Raw genomic sequence first — 14,677 nt, 5'->3', positions numbered from 1 at the left:
CCGGGGGGGCGGGGGCCCCCGGGGGCCGGGGCGGGGGGGGGGCGCGGGGGGGGGGGCCCGGGGGGGCGGCGGGGGGCGCCCCCCCCCCCACGACGGTGACCACGCCGTCCGGCGAGGTGCGGATCGCGTGCTTGCGGAACAGGTCGGGGGAGTCCTTGCGGTTGCCCGCGGAGTCGTCGTACCGCGGGCGCAGCGCGGCGAACGAGCCGAGCACGTGCTCCCGGCGCAGCGGCACGTCCAGCGCTTCGCACACCGCGGCGAGCAGCGAGTCCACATCGGAGTCGGGTGCCTCGGCGGGGACGGGGCCGGTGGCCGGTTCGGCGGCGAGCCCGAGCAACGCGGTGCCGTCGGCCTGCGGCAGCAGCGCGGTCCACCGCCCGGATTCGGCGGGCAGCACCAGCCCGGTGGCGGTGATGCCTGCCGCTTCGGCGTCCACGACCAGGTGCGCGGCGCGGACGGTGCGCAGCCGCACCTCGGGGTCGAGCTCGGCGGCCCGCGCCCCGGTCGCGTTCACCACGGCCCGCGCGGAGAGCCGCAGCCGCCGGCCGGTGCGCTCGTCGACGGCGTCCGCGCCGTTCCGGTCCAGCGCGGTGGCGCGCACCCGGGTGAGCACGCGGGCGCCGAACCCGGCGGCGGTGCGGGCCAGGGCGACGACGAGCCGGGCGTCGTCGAGGAGCTGCCCGTCGTAGCCGAGCAGCCCGCCGCGCAGCCTTCCGGCGCGCAGTCCGGGGACCAGCGCCCCCGCTTCGGCGGCCGGCACTCGGCGCGGCGCGGGCAGCAGCGCGGACGGGGTGCGGGCGGTGCGGCGCAGCGCGTCGGCCGCGTGCAGCCCGGCGGTCAGCAGTGCTTCGGTCCGGCGGGGCGTGCCCTCGTGCAGCGGGATGAGCTGCGGCAGCGTGCGCACCAGGTGCGGCGCGGTCCGCGTCATGAGCACGTCGCGTTCCACGACGTTCTCCCTGGCCAGCGCGAGGTCGCCCGGAACGAGCCCGTGCGGCCCGGCGTGCGCGGCCTCGCCGCACCAGCGCGCGGCGCCCCGGGCCAGGTCCTCGGCTTCGACCAGCGCGACCCGCAGCCCGCGGGAGGCGGCGTCCAGGGCGATGCCGCTGCCGGTGACGCCACCGCCGACCACCAGCAGGTCCAGCGCGTCCTCGGCGGCCGCGGTGAGCTCGGTGGCGCGCCGTGCCGCGTTCAGCGAGGTGGCGCGCAGCGAACCCGCGGGCAGCGGCGTGGTGCTCATGGGGCCTCCGGGACGGTCGGTCGGGGTGCGGGGCGCAGTGCCGCGTCGAGCAGTTCGCCCAGTTCGCGGTGCAGCGCGTCGGGGTCGGTGCCGGTGGTGCCCGGCCGGGCGGAGATCACGAAGGACTGCAGGAGCAGCAGCAGCGCCCGGGCCTGCACGGCGGGATCGGAGCTCCGCACCGAGCCGTCGGCGCGGCCGTCGGCGAGGTAGTCGAGCAGGAATGCCTCCGCGGCGAGCTGGGTGCTGCCGAGGTGGTCGACGAGGTACGGCAGCAGCAGCTCGGCGTCGGTGTCGATGATCCGGCGCAGCAGCGCGGAGCGCTGGAGCTGTGCGACGACGTCGAGGAGAGCGGTGACGAGCCGCTCGCGCGCGGTCCCGCCGCTCTCCCGTTCCCGGGCGCTGCGCAGGATGCCGGAGAACTCGCAGCCCACCAGGGTTCCGACCAGCGCGGTGGCGTCGGGGAACCGCCGGTACAGCGTCATCCGGCTGATGCGGGCGCGGCGGGCGACGTCGGTGAGGGTGGTGCGCCGCACCCCGTGCGCGAGGACGCTGTCCCGCGCGGCGCGCAGGATCGCGGTGTCCTCGACGCGGTTCGCCGCGGTCCGGGTGGGAAGTCCCGGCCAGCCCGCGGCGCTGTGACGTTGCGGCGCCATGTGTAACACTGTACTGGTGAGCGAGTTGATCGACCACACCCTGCGCGGTGGCTGGACGCCCTCCGGGGCCGGTGCCGCACCGCTGCCCACCCACGCGCTGCGCTGGTTGTCCGGGCGCCTCGGCCTGGACGGTGCCAGCACGCCCGCCGCGCCGGCGTCGCTGCTGGAGGTGCCGGACGGCGCACTGCCCGTGGAGGCGCGCGAGGAGCTCGTGGAGCTCCTCGGCGAGCATCAGGTGCAGACCGGCGCCACCGCCCGGTTGGGGCGAACGGGCGGCCTGTCCTACAGCGACCTGCTGCGCCGCCGCGACGGCGTGGGCCTGGCGGTGCCGGACGCGGTGCTGCTGCCCGCGGATCCGGAGCAGGTGCAGCGGGTGCTGGAGGTGTGCGTGCGCCACGACGTGGCGGTGGTGCCCTTCGGCGGCGGGACCTCGGTGGTCGGCGGGGTGACCGCGCTGCGCGGCGCGAAGCGCGCCGTGGTGGCGCTGGACCTGGCTCGGCTGGACCGGTTGGTGTCGGTGGACCCGGTGTCGCGGGTCGCCGTGCTGCAGGCGGGGGTGCGGGCGCCGGAGGCGGAGTCGCTGCTGGCCGCGCACGGGTTCACCTTGGGCCACTTCCCGCAGTCCTTCGAACGCGCCACCATCGGCGGGTTCGCGGCGACGCGCTCCGCCGGTCAGGCCTCCGCCGGGTACGGGCGGTTCGCGGACATGGTGGAGGGCGTGCGGGTGGCGACGCCGGTGGGGGAGTGGCGGCTCGGTGCCGCGCCCGCCTCGGCCGCGGGTCCGGACCTGCGGCAGCTCGCGATCGGCGGGGAGGGCGCGCTGGGCGTGATCACCGAGGTGGCGGTGCGGGTGCGGCCGAAGCCCACCGAGATGCGCTACGAGGCGCTGGTGCTGGACGGTTGGCAGGCGGCGGCGGACGCGGTGCGCGCGCTGGCGCAGCAGCGGGTCCTCGCCGACGTCACCCGGCTGTCCGATGTGGACGAGACGGCGGTGCAGCTGGAGCTCTCCGGCGGCGTGAAGTCACGGGCGCTGCGCACCTTGCTGCTGGGCAGCCGGATCGACGAACCGTGCCTGCTGGTGCTGGGCTGGGAGGCGGCCTCCGCGGCGGAGCTCAAGCAGCGCCGCGCGGCGACGATGCGGGCGCTGCACGGGTTCCGCTCGCTGCGGCTCGGGCCGCGCGGCGGGGAGGCCTGGCACGCGGCCCGGTTCGCGGGCCCGCGGCAGCGGGACGCGCTGCTCGACGTGGGCGTGTGCGTGGAGACGCTGGAGACGGCGACCTGCTGGTCGAGGCTCAGCGAGCTGCGCTCGGCGGTGCGGGCGGCGCTGGTGCGCGAGCTGGACCGGGACGGGCAGCCGCCGATCGTGATGTGCCACCTCTCGCACGCGTACGAGACGGGTGCCTCGCTGTACTTCACGGTGCTGGCGGCGCGCGGCGCGGACCCGGTCGACCAGTGGCGGCGGGCGAAGGAGGCCGCCACCGGCGCCATCACCGAGCGGGTGCCGGGCCACGAGCTGGGGCGCGGCACGCTCACCCACCACCACGCGGTGGGCACCGACCACCTGCCGTGGCTCGAAGCGGAGATCGGCGGCATCGGCACCTCGGTCCTCGCCGCGGTCAAGCAGGCCGTGGACCCGACCGGAATCCTGAACCCCGGCAAGCTCGTCGGTCCGTGACCGCCCGCCGCCGGGTCGCGGACGCGGGTGCGCCCGCCGAAGACCGCGGCGGTCCCCGGGCGTTGGCGGGCGTCGGCGCGGAGGAACCGCCCGTCGAGGTCCGCCGCACGGCTCACCGGCCTGCGCGAGGTCTTCCCGCCGATGGCCGGCCACCCGGGCGCTCGCGGGTTCTCGACGGCCCCTCCGGCGTCCCGTGCAGGTGGCTGAGCCACCCGCGAGGACGCGGCGAGGGGGCCGCCGAGGTCCCGCCGACCGAGCCGCTCGCGGCAGGAGCGGGGACGGCCGATCAGATGGTGACGAGCATCTTCCCGGTGTTCTCGCCGCGCAGCTGTCCGATGAGCGCGTCGGGCGCGTTGCGCAGCCCCTCCAGCACCGTCTCGGTGTAGTGGATCTTCCCGTCGCGGACCAGCGGCGCCACGTCGGCCTGGAACCGCTCCCGCAGGTCCTCGTGGTCGATGACGATGAACCCGCGGATGCTCAGCCGCTTCTTCACGATCTTGAACAGGTTCCGCGGGCCGGGTGCGGGCTCGGTGTCGTTGTAGACCGAGATGGCGCCGCAGGCGGCGACCCGGCCGAAGTCGTTGAGCTGGTCGATCGCGGCTTCCAGGTGGTCGCCGCCGACGTTGTCGAAGTACACGTCGATGCCGTCCGGTGCGGCTTCGGCCAGCTGCTCGCGGATCGAGCCGTCCTTGTAGTTGAACGCCGCGTCGAAGCCGAGGTCCTCGGTGATGTGCCGGACCTTCTCGGCGGAACCGGCGCTGCCGATGACCTTCGCCGCGCCGTTGAGCTTCGCGAGCTGCCCGGCCAGCGAGCCGACCGCGCCGGCCGCGCCGGAGACGAACACGGTGTCGCCTTCCTCGAACTTCGCGATCTCGAACAGCCCCGTGTAGGCGGTCCAGCCGGGCATGCCGAGCACGCCCAGGTAGGCGTTCAGCGGCGCGGCGTCCGGGTCGACCGGGACGGCGCGCTCGGCCTGCACCGACGCGTACTCGCGCCAGCCGCCGTAGTGCAGCACGTGCTGGCCGACCTGGAACAGCGGCGACGCGGAGGCGATGACCTCGCCGACCGCGCCGCCTTCGAGGGCCTTGCCGAGCTGGAACGGAGGCACGTAGGACTTGGTGTCGTTCATCCGGCCGCGCATCGACGGGTCGACGCTCATCACGACGTTGCGGACCAGGATCCGGCCTTCTCCGGGCGCGGTGACCGGGGCTTCGACGGTCTCGAAGTTCTCGTGGGTGGGGAAGCCCTGCGGACGGCTCGCGAGCCGGATCTCGACGCCGGTGTCCGGAAGTTCCTGGTTCGTCACGCTGGCCTCCATATATACGAAACTGGTTCGTATCGGAAATAGTGCGCACTGAGGGTGCACTCATGGTGGGACGACGGCGCCGCGCGTGCGCGCCGACGGCGCCCCACCGGGAAACCCCACTCCGAGGTGGACCTATTCCTGTCGCGGCAGTGGCATCGCTAACGAAATCGAACCAGGTTCGAGTAGCCTTGGCAACATCACTCCGGCGGCTTCCCGCGGCGCCGCGACGGCGACCAGCGGGACTTCTCCAACGAGCGGCGCAGCACCAGGTACGCCGACTGCACCGACGCGATCAGGTCCGCCGCGCGGCCCGGCGCCACCCGGCGATCCGGGTGCGGCATCGGCGTCACCCGCATCCAGCGCTCGTCCCACAGCGCCTCCATCGCGTGCTTCCAGCGCAGCTCCACGCCCGCCACGACCTCGTCGCGAGCCTCCGCCGCCGCCGCGATCCGCTGCTCGGCGACCGCCACCTCCTGCGCCAGCCGGGCCGACTTCTCCCGCTCGTGCTCGCGCATCCGCTCCGCCGCGCCGGTCGCCGTCGCGATGATCTCCTTGTAGCGGGCCGAAGCCGGGGCCTCGCTCATTCCGCGTCCTCCTCCGGGATGTCCGCGGCCAGCGCGCCCGCCAGGTCGAACGGCAGCACCACCTCGGGCTGGGAGTGCACCGAGCGGTCGAAGAACAAGCCGCGCCGCGCCCGCGGCGACCAGTGCACCAGCTGCCCGGCGGCGAAGCTCGACAGCTCCTGGCCGTGCACGTCGAACGCCACCCAGGCGCCGATCTCGTCCACCGGGCCCATCAGCGTCGTCTTCACCCGCTGCGCGCTGCGCCACCAGCCGAGCACGTGCACCCGCTGCTCCGGGCCCTGCTTGAGCAGTTTGCGCAGGTGGTCGAGGCCGCTGGTGAAGTCGGGGCCCTTCTTCTCCATCGCGGAGTGCGCGGCGTCGACGCCGTAGAAGAGGACGTACTCCGAGGTCTCGGTGTTCCCCACCGACCCGGATCGATCATCGATCTTGCGGGCGAGTTCGCCGACGACCTCCACTGCCGCGTCCACGCCGTGCCGCACATCCGTCTCGTGGCCCAGCTCTTCGAGCTTGCCCTTGAGCTGCTCGACGTCCGGCGCGACCTCTTCGACCAGGCCCAGCACCGTGAACCGCGCCTTCTTCGCGTCGTGCTGCCGAGCCAGCGACAACGCCGCCGCCCCCAGCACGCTCACCGCGTCCACCCGCACCGACCCGATCACCGCGAGGTTCCGGCCCGGCGAACGCTCCATCCGCACCGCCGCCGCCGTGCCGTTCACGTCGATGACCTGCCCGAGCAGGGCGACCGGGGCTTCCGCGCCCGTCGTCAGCCCGGTGAAGTCCGGCAGCTCGGACAGTGCGGGCAGCAGCGAGCCGTCGAACAGCCGCGGCGGCGCCGCACCCTCCTGCCGCCGCTCCCACAACCGGCGCTGCAGCTCGTCGAAGGTGCCTTTCGCGGTCGCGTCCGGGATCCGCGCGACCTCGTTGCCGTGCTTCACCCCCGACTCGTGGTTGATCACCGCGTGCCAACGCGGCAGCGCGAGCGCCGCTTCGTTCTGGTCGGCGAGCACCCGCCGCGCCTTCGGCAGCGCGATCCGCAGGATGAACTGCTCGAAGATCGCCGGCTTGCCCCAGAACGCCTCGATGCCGGAGACGTCCTGGCTGGCCAGCACCAGGTGGATGCCCTGCGAGCGGCCGCGCCGCGCCACGTCCTCCAGCAGCGAGGTGGCCTGCGCGGACACCGTGTCCCGCTCGGCGAACAGGTACTGGAACTCGTCGATCACCGCCACGATCCGCGGCCAGCGCCCGGACGGGTTCTCCGCCCGCAGCTCCTCCAGCTTGGTGACCTCGTGCGCCTTCGCCGCGTCCGCGCGGCGGCGCATCTCGGTCGCGAGGAAGCGCAGCAGCGCCAGGCCGAACTCGCGGTCCTCGTTCACGTTCACACCGACCAGCTGCGCGTGCGGCAGCCAGGTCGGGTCGCGGCGGCCCGGGGTGAACTGCGCGAACGACACGCCCTCCTTGAAGTCCAGGAGGTACAGCTCCAGCTCGTCCGGCGAGTACCGGGCCACCATGCCGCCGAGCATCGAGTACAGGAAGTTGGTCTTGCCCGAGCCGCTCGGGCCGCCGATCAGCGTGTGCGGGCTCGCGTCCCCGAGCGTCACCTTCACCGGTTCGCCCTCGTGGAACCCCGCCGGTGCCTGCAGCCCGGAGGCGGAGCGCTGCACCCACAGCGTCTCCGGCACCAGGTCCGCGAAGGTGCGCACCCGCGAGCGGCGCGTCACGAACTCGGTGGCGATCGCCGAGCAGGCCTTCGTCACCAGTTCCCGCGACGGCGGTGCGTCCAGCCGCACCACCGCTTCCGGGCCGGTCATGCTGGTGCGCGCCTCCTCGGCGTGCAGCGTCACCGACTCGACGGAGCTGTTCACCGTCATCGGTAGATCCGCCACGATCAGCTGGATGCCGCAGGCCAGCCCGTTGCGCGCGACCCGCTGCAACTGCTGCTGCTGTTCCTCCCGCAACGGTTCGCCGTCGCCGAACAGCACCGCGATCCGCCACGGCTCGTCCCGCTGCCCGGTGTCCTCCGCCAGCGCGCGCAGCGAGATGTGCCCGCCGTTGAGCGCGCTGGTGTGGATGCGGCGGATGTGGTCGGACAGCTCCTCCAGCATCTCGCCGAGCCGCGTCGGGTCGTGCGCGGTGAGCAGCCCCGCGTTCGTCAGCGGGTACAGGCCCGGCAGCGTCCCTGTCAGCTGCGCCACGTCCCACACGTGCACCCGCACCAGGCCCGGCTTGTAGTGGCTGAGCATCCGCAGCACCAGGTTCTGCACCAGGGATTCGCGGGCTTCCAGGTTCTGCCGGTTCGAGGTGATCCGCAGGTGCGCCTCGTCGATCATCGGCACGGCCACCGGGAACGGGCGCGGGTCGGGGGAGGCGGGTACCTGGCCGGTGCCGATGCGCCACAGCTGCGGCGGCAGCGAGCTCGCCTCGGCGGTGCCCGGTTCGCCGAGCCAGTCCTGCCACGGGCGTCCGGCGGTGCCGGGGGCGGCCTCGGCGACCAGCGCGGCCAGCCGGTCCGGGCCGTGCCCGCTCCACTCGGTGAAGATCTGCTCGCGCTCGGACCGGGCCTCCTGCATCGCGCCGTCGAACGCGAGGTCGCGGGAATCGCAGACCACGGAGGGATCGCGCTCCGCCCTGGCCAGGCCGACCGCGGCGATGCGCTGGGCGAACTCCCGCTGGGCGTAGGAGGCGCGGACCCGTTCGAGCTCGTTCTCGGCGGCGCCGAGGGCGGTCGCGACGGTGGTGCGCAGGTGCTCGAAAGCCGTCTCGATGCTGCTACGCCGCTCGTTGCGTTTGCGCACACCCCACCTCGGCACCTGGTGTTGCAGACCGTGAGGAAACTACCACTCGGAATGTGTGGTCAACGGCGCGCGGTGGCGCGGGCCACCGCGCATCGAGCGCGCGGCGACCGGCCGGCGGCGGCCCGCCCGGCAACCGGCTCACAGCCGCATCGCGAACGCGCGCAGCGCTTCGACCACGTGCGTGATCGAGTCCAGCGTGCGTTCCAGCCCGTCGTCGGCGCGGCGCAGGTCCGCGGGCACGACCGTCTCCGGGTTGTCCGGGTCCAGCCGGGCCAGCGCCGCCCGCGTCTCCGACAGCGAACGCCTGCCCGTGGACAGCTGCCGCCGCGCCTCGTCCAGCTTCGCCTCGGTGGCGCGCACCGCGGCGAGCAGTTCGGTCAGCGACGACACGTCACAACCGCCCCGCCCAGCTCTCGGCCGAGTCGATGCTGCTGCGGATCGTGCCGCCCACCATCCGCAGGTTCTCCGTCGCCTCCACCAGCATGTTGCGCGCCATCAGGATCTCGTCCTGGCCGCTGCCCTGGATGGCCTGCGTCAGCATGTTCTGCGCCTCGTCCAGCGCGGAATGCGCCTGCTGGAGCGCGCCTATCGCCTCGTCGGCCTTCTGCTTGGCATGAGCAACTCCACTGCGAACATCGTCCACGCTCGCCATCTGCAGCCAACCTCCGGAGGGAGCTGATCGGGGTACGTCGATCCACAAGTTAGCGCCCGCCACTAGCCCGTTCGCGCGCAGGGCGGACGATGTTGATCAGAGGTGGTGATGACCGCGCCGAGGCCCCTCCGCGCGGTGCCGCCGCGCCCGCGGCGGACCTCCTCGGACGATCTCCAGCCGGTCATCCCGCGGGCTGCCGCTCCGCCGCGCCCGGAGCGGGTACGGCCGCGCTCAGCTCCACCGCGGCGATCCCGGACGGCGGTGTCGGCGCCGCCGACCACCGGGATTTCGCCGACCGTTCACGCACCTGCAACCGGGACCAGCCGCCGCCGCCCAGCACGCGCACCGCGTCCCGCACGATGTCCGCGGGCGCGCCCACCGACGGGCCGAGGTCCAGCACGATCCGCACCATCGGTGGTCGTTCCGTCCAGTCCACGATCGTCGAGTTCCGGGACAACCGGCTCGCCAACGCCCGGGCCGGCCACTCCGCGCCCGCCTTGCGCTCGGTCACCACGTCCACCAGCAGCTCCAGCCGCGGCCGCGGCCTGCCGTGCTCGTCCAGCTCGTCCACCGCCGGTTCCGGTTCCGGCGCGGGCTCGTCCGGGTCGTCCACCGCCGGGCCGGCACCGGCCCCGCCGGGCAGCACCGAACCGGCCCACGCCTCCACCAGCAACCGCTCGCCGCCCGCCACCAGGGCTCCGAGCAACTCCGGCTCGTCGATCACCGTCCACGCCGTCGGCGGCTCGCACGCCACCCGGTGCCCCGAGTAGCCCGGCCCCAGCTCGCGCAGGAAGTTCCGCACCGCGCGCGCCAGCGCCGCGGGGCCCGGCCGCTCGTCCGGCTCCGCGGCGGAACGACCGATCGTCACCGACCAGCAGCCCGGCTCCTCGTCGGAGCAGTCCCCGGATTCCACGATCCGGCCACCGACCCGGTGCAGCAGGGCGCGGCACGCGTCGCGTGCTGATCGGTCGTCGTCGGCGCCCACGACGACGGTGATGAGCAGTTCCAGCCCAGAGTTCTCAACCATCGCCGGGGCATTGTCTCGCATCCGGCACCCCGGGACGAAGGGTTGATCAGGTGAACCGCGTCGCCGCCCGGCTCATCCGGCAGCGGCCCACCCGACCCGGACGGTGGCCCCGGAGCCGTCCGGACGGGTGGTCCCGCCACCCGTTCGCACCTACCCGGGACGTGCGACGGCCCCGCCGCCCGAGGAGGACGGCGGGGCCGAACCGCGCGGTGGTCAGCCGCTGCTCGAACCGCCCCGCTGCTCGTCGGAGCGCTCGTGCTTGCCGCCGCCCGTGCGGTCCTGCACGTCGAACCGCTCCCGGCGCACCTCGTCCTGCACCGTCCGCTCCTCGGTGACGAGCTCGGTGCGCAGCCGCAGCCGCTCCACCGGCACCGTCTCCTTCGTGACCATCGGACGGTCCTCGTGCAGCACGACCTCCTGCTCGTCCTCGGCGAGCGAACCGGACCGGCCCATCGATCCGCGCTCCGACTCGGCGATCGGCTCCCGCTCGATGCGCACTTTTTCGTGGCTGATCGGTACCGTGACGGACTGCTGCTCGGTCACCACGTACTTGCGCACCCGCACCCGGCCGGTCTCGATCTGCTCGGTGTCGACCCGCAGCCGCTCCTCGGAGCGGGTCATCGACTTCATGCCCGCCGCGTCCCCGGCGGAGCCCGCCGTCGCGGAGCCGGACGTGGTCTTGCCGGTCGAGCCCTTCGTCGTCGCCGTGCCGCTGCCGGAACCCGTCGTGCCGGACTTCGCGGTGTCCCGCTCGGTGGCGCCGGTCGACGTGCGGCCCCCGGTCGTCGCGGCGCCGCCCGCGGCCGCCCCACCGGCCGCCATGCCGCCGGCCGCCGCGGTGCCCGACCCGGACTCGGTGGTGCCGCTCTGCTGCTGCGGCACGTCCCGCTGCTGCGGGGACGCCGAACCGCGGGCGAGGCCGTAGTAGTCGTAGAGGTCGTGGCCCTCCTTGTCCGACAGGTGGCCCTGCTCGGCGTCGACGCGCGGGGCGTCGCGCACCTTCTCCTTGGTCACCCCGACGTTGATCCCCTTCTCACCGCGCTCGGCGCCGGACAGGGGGACGAAGCTCTCCTTCGTGCCGAACATCCCGGTGCGGACCGTCACCCACTCCGGCTGGTGGTCGGCGTCGTCGACGTAAACGTTGCCGACCCGGCCGATCCGGTCGCCTTCCCGGTCGTACACCTCGCTGCCGATGAGGTCCTGTGCACGCTTGACGTCCTTCATGACTACCGCCTCACTCGTCTGCTGGGATCGCAGCCCGGGCTCGTCGCTCCGGCCGGGGAAGCGCGCCCGGCCGTTCGTGCGGTGCCGCGTACACCCGTGGTGCCCTGCTGGATTCGCCCGCAATCGGCGGTGCCGCCCACTTCGCTCGTGTGGGTGAGCACCCGGTGGGGGCGTTCGGCAGCTGGTCGTAGCGTTGCGTGCGAGCCAGTAGTAGCAGTCAGGCCGACGAGTGATCGCCGGTTCAGGTGTTGAGCTCGCGCCCCACGAACGTCAGCACCTCGTCGACGACCTCGGCCCGGTTCGTCTCGTGGAACAGCTCGTGCCGCGCGCCCGGGTAGATGTGCTCGTGGAAGTCCTGCCCGCGCACCCGGTCGATGCCCGTGCGGGTGTCGGCCTCCGGGACCAGCTCGTCCTCCTCGCCGTGCACCCACAGCGTCGGCACCCGCAGCACCGGGCCGTCGTTCACCGCCTCCAGGCAGCGGTCGATCATGTTCAACGTGCGGCGCTTGAACGAGCCGTGCCACACCAGCGGATCCGCCTCGTACGCCCGGCCCACCTCGGGGTCGCGGGACAACGTCGACGGATCGATCGGGGCCTGCGGGATCTCGTCGCACTCCAGCAGGTCCAGCACGTGCCAGGTGCCCAGCACCGGCCCGGACAGCACCACCGCGGCCAGCCCGTCCTGGTGCTCCTGCGCGAACCGCACCGCGAACAACCCGCCCAGCGAATGCCCGATCAGCACCACCGGCAGGTCCGGGTACCGATCCGAGACCTCGCGGCGCACCGCGCCCAGATCGGCCACCACCTGCTCGGCGTCCCCGATCAGCACGCGCTCACCAGGGGATTCGCCGTGCCCGACCAGGTCCGGCGCCACCACCAGCGCCCGCGCCGCCACCAGCTGCTCGGCGAGCCACTCGTACCGGCCGGAGTGCTCGCCGTAGCCGTGCACCAGCAGCGCCACCCAGCCGGGGGCGCGCCCCGACCACTCGCGCACGAACAGCTCGCCCTGCGAACCCCCGACGGACCGCTGAATAGCCTCGATCATGGTTTCCACCCCAGCACAACCGCACCGGCAAGACCAGCACCCGCGATGAGCCTGTCACCTGGTCGTTCCGCGAAGGTGCCCGGTGCCGACGGCACCGGGCACGACGTCCGCACCGCGCTCAGGCGTGGTAGGCGCTGTTGTCGATCGATCCGAACCCGCACACCGAGCCCAGGTCCCAGCGCACCGTCAGCGGGTCCTCCTCGTCGGGCGGGGTCACCAGGGCGCGCGCCGGCTCCGGCTGGCACGGGCCCTGCTCCGACTCGCCCTCGTGCGGCACCGCGGTCCAGTGCAGCGTCGAGCTGGCCGACTCGCCGGGGGCCAGCCGCACCACCTGCGGGCCGGGGTTCGGCGTGCGCTCCAGCTGCGTCGGCAGCTGCTGGCCGTCCGCGCCGAGCAGCTGCATGCCGCCGTAGCCGTAGAGCGTGCAGGCCTCGCCGCTGGTGTTGGTGAGCGTGAGCTCCGCGTACCGCTGGCCCGCGCCGGAATCCCCGTGACCCACCGCGCCGGACAGCTGCGAGGTGTGGCAGCGCTCCACCTGGTCGCGCGGTTCCGCCGCGGCCTGGCCGGAGGCGTCCGACCTGCTCTGCGCGGCCGTCGACGGATCGGCGTCGGAGGTCTCCGCCGGGGCGGGCTGCGCCTCCGAGGGGGTCGGCTGCGGGATGGTCGACGCCGGGGCGTCCGCGGTCGAGGCCACCTGCCCGGTCGGCGAACCGCAGGCGCCGAGCAGCACCGTGCCCAGTGCCGCGGCTGCGAGCGGGCCGATCCTCAGGCTCGCCCGGTTCGTCCTGCCCGGCTTCCTTGCGTCCAGTCGTTGCGAGAACACGGTTGCCCACCTCCATCGGCCGCCTCGTACGGCCCGTCGTCGTATCCGGTCCGCTGTTGTGAAGACGTTCGGCGCCACAGGTGGTTGCACGTCTTGCGCGGTCCGCCCGGAGTTCCCCCGGATGGAGGCGCCGCCGTGCGGGCCGCCCCCACTCTGCCGCCACCCGGTCGGGTTCGCGACCCGCGCGGCCGAGCATGATCGATTTCTACGGCGGTCGGCGGGCGACATGATCGCTTTGGCGAAAACAGGACCGATCGGGTGGAGCTCTTGACCTGAACGGCGGAACTCGATGATCGTTGACCTTCGATACGTTGGCTGTGAGAACTGTCCCCGCCCGGCAGCGAAGATCGTTCCTCGCTTTCGGAAGAAATGCCGGCGCCGGGGTCGGCGGAACAGACCGAAGACCGAGACGAGACCGCCGATCCGGTTCGTGCGCCGCGACTCGCGCACCGGGCCGCATCCGGTGAAGTGAGGGGGTTCGGGGATGGCGAGCATTCCAGGAATCGATGTCGCGCGATATCAAGGAGAACCGGACTGGGCCGCGGTGCGCGGCGCCGGATTCGCCTTCACCTACATCAAGGCGACCGAAGGCGTCGGCTATGTGAGCCCGACGCTGGATTCGCAACTCGGCGGGGCTCGCGGGGCCGGCCTGGTGACCGGGCTGTACCACTTCGCCCGACCGGACACGAACTCGCCGCAGGCCGAAGCCGCGGACTTCGCGGGCCAGCTGGCCCGCACCGGCTCGGCCGGGCCGGGGAACCTGCCGCCGTGCCTGGACATGGAGACCGAGGCCGCCGACCTCGGCGCGTGGATCAAGGGGTTCGTGGACGCGCTGCGCGGGCACACGGGGCGCAACGAGGTCGTCGTGTACGCCTCGTCCACGTGGTTCAGCGACAAGCTGGCCACCGATTCGTGGGTCGACCCCGGGGTGTTCCTGTGGGTCGCGCACTACGGCCGCCCCGCGGGCCAGCCGGGCTTCCTCACCGACCGGGTGGCGATCCACCAGCACGCCTCCGACGGCAAGGTGCCGGGCATCGCCGGTGACACCGACCTGAACGTGTCGCTGGTGGACCTGCCGGTGCTGACCGGCGGCACCGAGGCGCCGCCCGCGCCGCCCGCCCCGCCCGCGCCCGAGACCTACGTGGTGCAGCCCGGGGACACGCTCTCCGGGATCGGCGCGAAGGTCGGTGTGGCCTGGCAGTCGATCGCCCAGGCCAACGGGATCACCGACCCGAACCTGATCTACGTCGGCCAGGTGCTGCGCATCCCGCGCTGACCCGGCTCAGGTGCTCAACGGCCCACCCGGACGGCGGGTGGGCCGTTCGCCGGTGCGCGGTCAGGTGAGGACGGGGGCGCGGGCCAGCACCGCGCCCAGCCCGTAGGCCGCGCCCATCACGCCCACCTCCACCGCCGCCCAGGTGATCAGCGCGGTGCGCCGGTGGCGTTCCACCAGCGGCAGCAGCCGGAACCGGGCGTGCCCGCCCAGCGCGGCCAGCAGCACCAGCAGCACCGCCTTGAGCAGCACGATCCGGCCGTACCCGGTGCCGATCAGTCCACCGAGCCCGGCGCCGGCGGTGGTGAGCTCGGTGCCGCCGTTGAACACCCCGGACACCGCGACCAGCACGATCGCGCCGGTCGCCAGCTTCGAGTAGCGCGGCAGCG

14 protein-coding genes are annotated in these 14,677 nt (G+C 73.7%); 2 read left to right on the top strand and 12 right to left on the bottom strand.

Annotation, left to right across the window (positions count from 1 at the left end; genetic code table 11):
• Together LCD33_RS25605 and LCD33_RS25600 are read right to left on the bottom strand one after the other, a co-directional pair.
• On the bottom strand, window positions 1-1,237 hold a 1,237-nt coding region (locus LCD33_RS25605), incomplete at its 3' end, for an FAD-dependent oxidoreductase (protein ID WP_224978360.1).
• On the bottom strand, window positions 1,234-1,890 hold the full coding sequence (locus LCD33_RS25600) for a TetR/AcrR family transcriptional regulator (RefSeq protein WP_224956618.1): 657 nt from the start codon (window positions 1,888-1,890) through the stop codon (window positions 1,234-1,236). The genes LCD33_RS25600 and LCD33_RS25605, both read right to left, overlap by 4 nt.
• Window positions 1,891-1,906: 16 nt before the next feature.
• Here LCD33_RS25600 and LCD33_RS25595 point away from each other — a divergent pair, with 16 nt between their 5' ends.
• Entirely contained in the window at window positions 1,907-3,565 is a 1,659-nt protein-coding gene (locus LCD33_RS25595) for an FAD-binding oxidoreductase (RefSeq protein WP_224956617.1), read from the top strand.
• Between the two features lie 286 nt (window positions 3,566-3,851).
• On the opposite strand, the gene LCD33_RS25590 is transcribed toward LCD33_RS25595, so the two are convergent.
• The 9 genes from LCD33_RS25590 to LCD33_RS25550 all read right to left on the bottom strand — a co-directional run bounded on the left by LCD33_RS25590 (window position 3,852) and on the right by LCD33_RS25550 (window position 13,015).
• Window positions 3,852-4,871, bottom strand: a complete 1,020-nt coding sequence (locus LCD33_RS25590; RefSeq protein WP_224956616.1) for an NADP-dependent oxidoreductase — start codon at window positions 4,869-4,871, stop codon at window positions 3,852-3,854.
• A 197-nt stretch (window positions 4,872-5,068) separates the two neighbouring features.
• Window positions 5,069-5,455 carry a hypothetical protein gene (locus LCD33_RS25585; protein WP_224956615.1) on the bottom strand — a complete coding sequence of 129 codons (387 nt, stop codon included), beginning with the start codon at window positions 5,453-5,455 and terminating at the stop codon, window positions 5,069-5,071.
• Window positions 5,452-8,244 carry an FtsK/SpoIIIE domain-containing protein gene (locus LCD33_RS25580; RefSeq protein WP_224956614.1) on the bottom strand — a complete coding sequence of 931 codons (2,793 nt, stop codon included), beginning with the start codon at window positions 8,242-8,244 and terminating at the stop codon, window positions 5,452-5,454. The genes LCD33_RS25585 and LCD33_RS25580 overlap by 4 nt, the downstream gene beginning before the upstream one ends.
• A gap of 138 nt (window positions 8,245-8,382) precedes the next feature.
• Window positions 8,383-8,634: a hypothetical protein gene (locus LCD33_RS25575; RefSeq protein WP_224956613.1), complete on the bottom strand. Its 252-nt coding sequence runs from the start codon at window positions 8,632-8,634 to the stop codon at window positions 8,383-8,385.
• Window position 8,635: 1 nt separating this feature from the next.
• A complete protein-coding gene (locus LCD33_RS25570; protein ID WP_224956612.1) occupies window positions 8,636-8,896 on the bottom strand; it encodes a hypothetical protein in 261 nt (86 codons plus the stop codon).
• Between the two features lie 181 nt (window positions 8,897-9,077).
• Entirely contained in the window at window positions 9,078-9,923 is an 846-nt protein-coding gene (locus LCD33_RS25565; RefSeq protein WP_224956610.1) for a hypothetical protein, read from the bottom strand.
• Window positions 9,924-10,136: 213 nt separating this feature from the next.
• Window positions 10,137-11,147, bottom strand: coding sequence for a DUF2382 domain-containing protein (locus LCD33_RS25560; protein WP_224978359.1), 1,011 nt, complete (start codon window positions 11,145-11,147; stop codon window positions 10,137-10,139).
• A gap of 241 nt (window positions 11,148-11,388) precedes the next feature.
• Window positions 11,389-12,192 carry an alpha/beta hydrolase gene (locus LCD33_RS25555; protein WP_224956606.1) on the bottom strand — a complete coding sequence of 268 codons (804 nt, stop codon included), beginning with the start codon at window positions 12,190-12,192 and terminating at the stop codon, window positions 11,389-11,391.
• A gap of 118 nt (window positions 12,193-12,310) precedes the next feature.
• On the bottom strand, window positions 12,311-13,015 hold the full coding sequence (locus LCD33_RS25550; RefSeq protein ID WP_224956605.1) for a DUF4232 domain-containing protein: 705 nt from the start codon (window positions 13,013-13,015) through the stop codon (window positions 12,311-12,313).
• A gap of 484 nt (window positions 13,016-13,499) precedes the next feature.
• On the opposite strand from LCD33_RS25550, the gene LCD33_RS25545 reads away from it, so the two are divergent.
• Window positions 13,500-14,291, top strand: a complete 792-nt coding sequence (locus tag LCD33_RS25545; RefSeq protein ID WP_224978358.1) for a GH25 family lysozyme — start codon at window positions 13,500-13,502, stop codon at window positions 14,289-14,291.
• Between the two features lie 60 nt (window positions 14,292-14,351).
• On the opposite strand, the gene LCD33_RS25540 is transcribed toward LCD33_RS25545, so the two are convergent.
• On the bottom strand, window positions 14,352-14,677 hold a 326-nt coding region (locus LCD33_RS25540; RefSeq protein ID WP_224978357.1), incomplete at its 5' end, for a CopD family protein.

Source organism: Saccharopolyspora sp. 7B, assembly GCF_020177435.1.
Lineage (GTDB): Bacteria > Actinomycetota > Actinomycetes > Mycobacteriales > Pseudonocardiaceae > Saccharopolyspora_C > Saccharopolyspora_C gregorii.
Note: the sequence above shows the minus strand (reverse complement) of the source record. Positions and strands in the feature narration are given on the sequence as shown.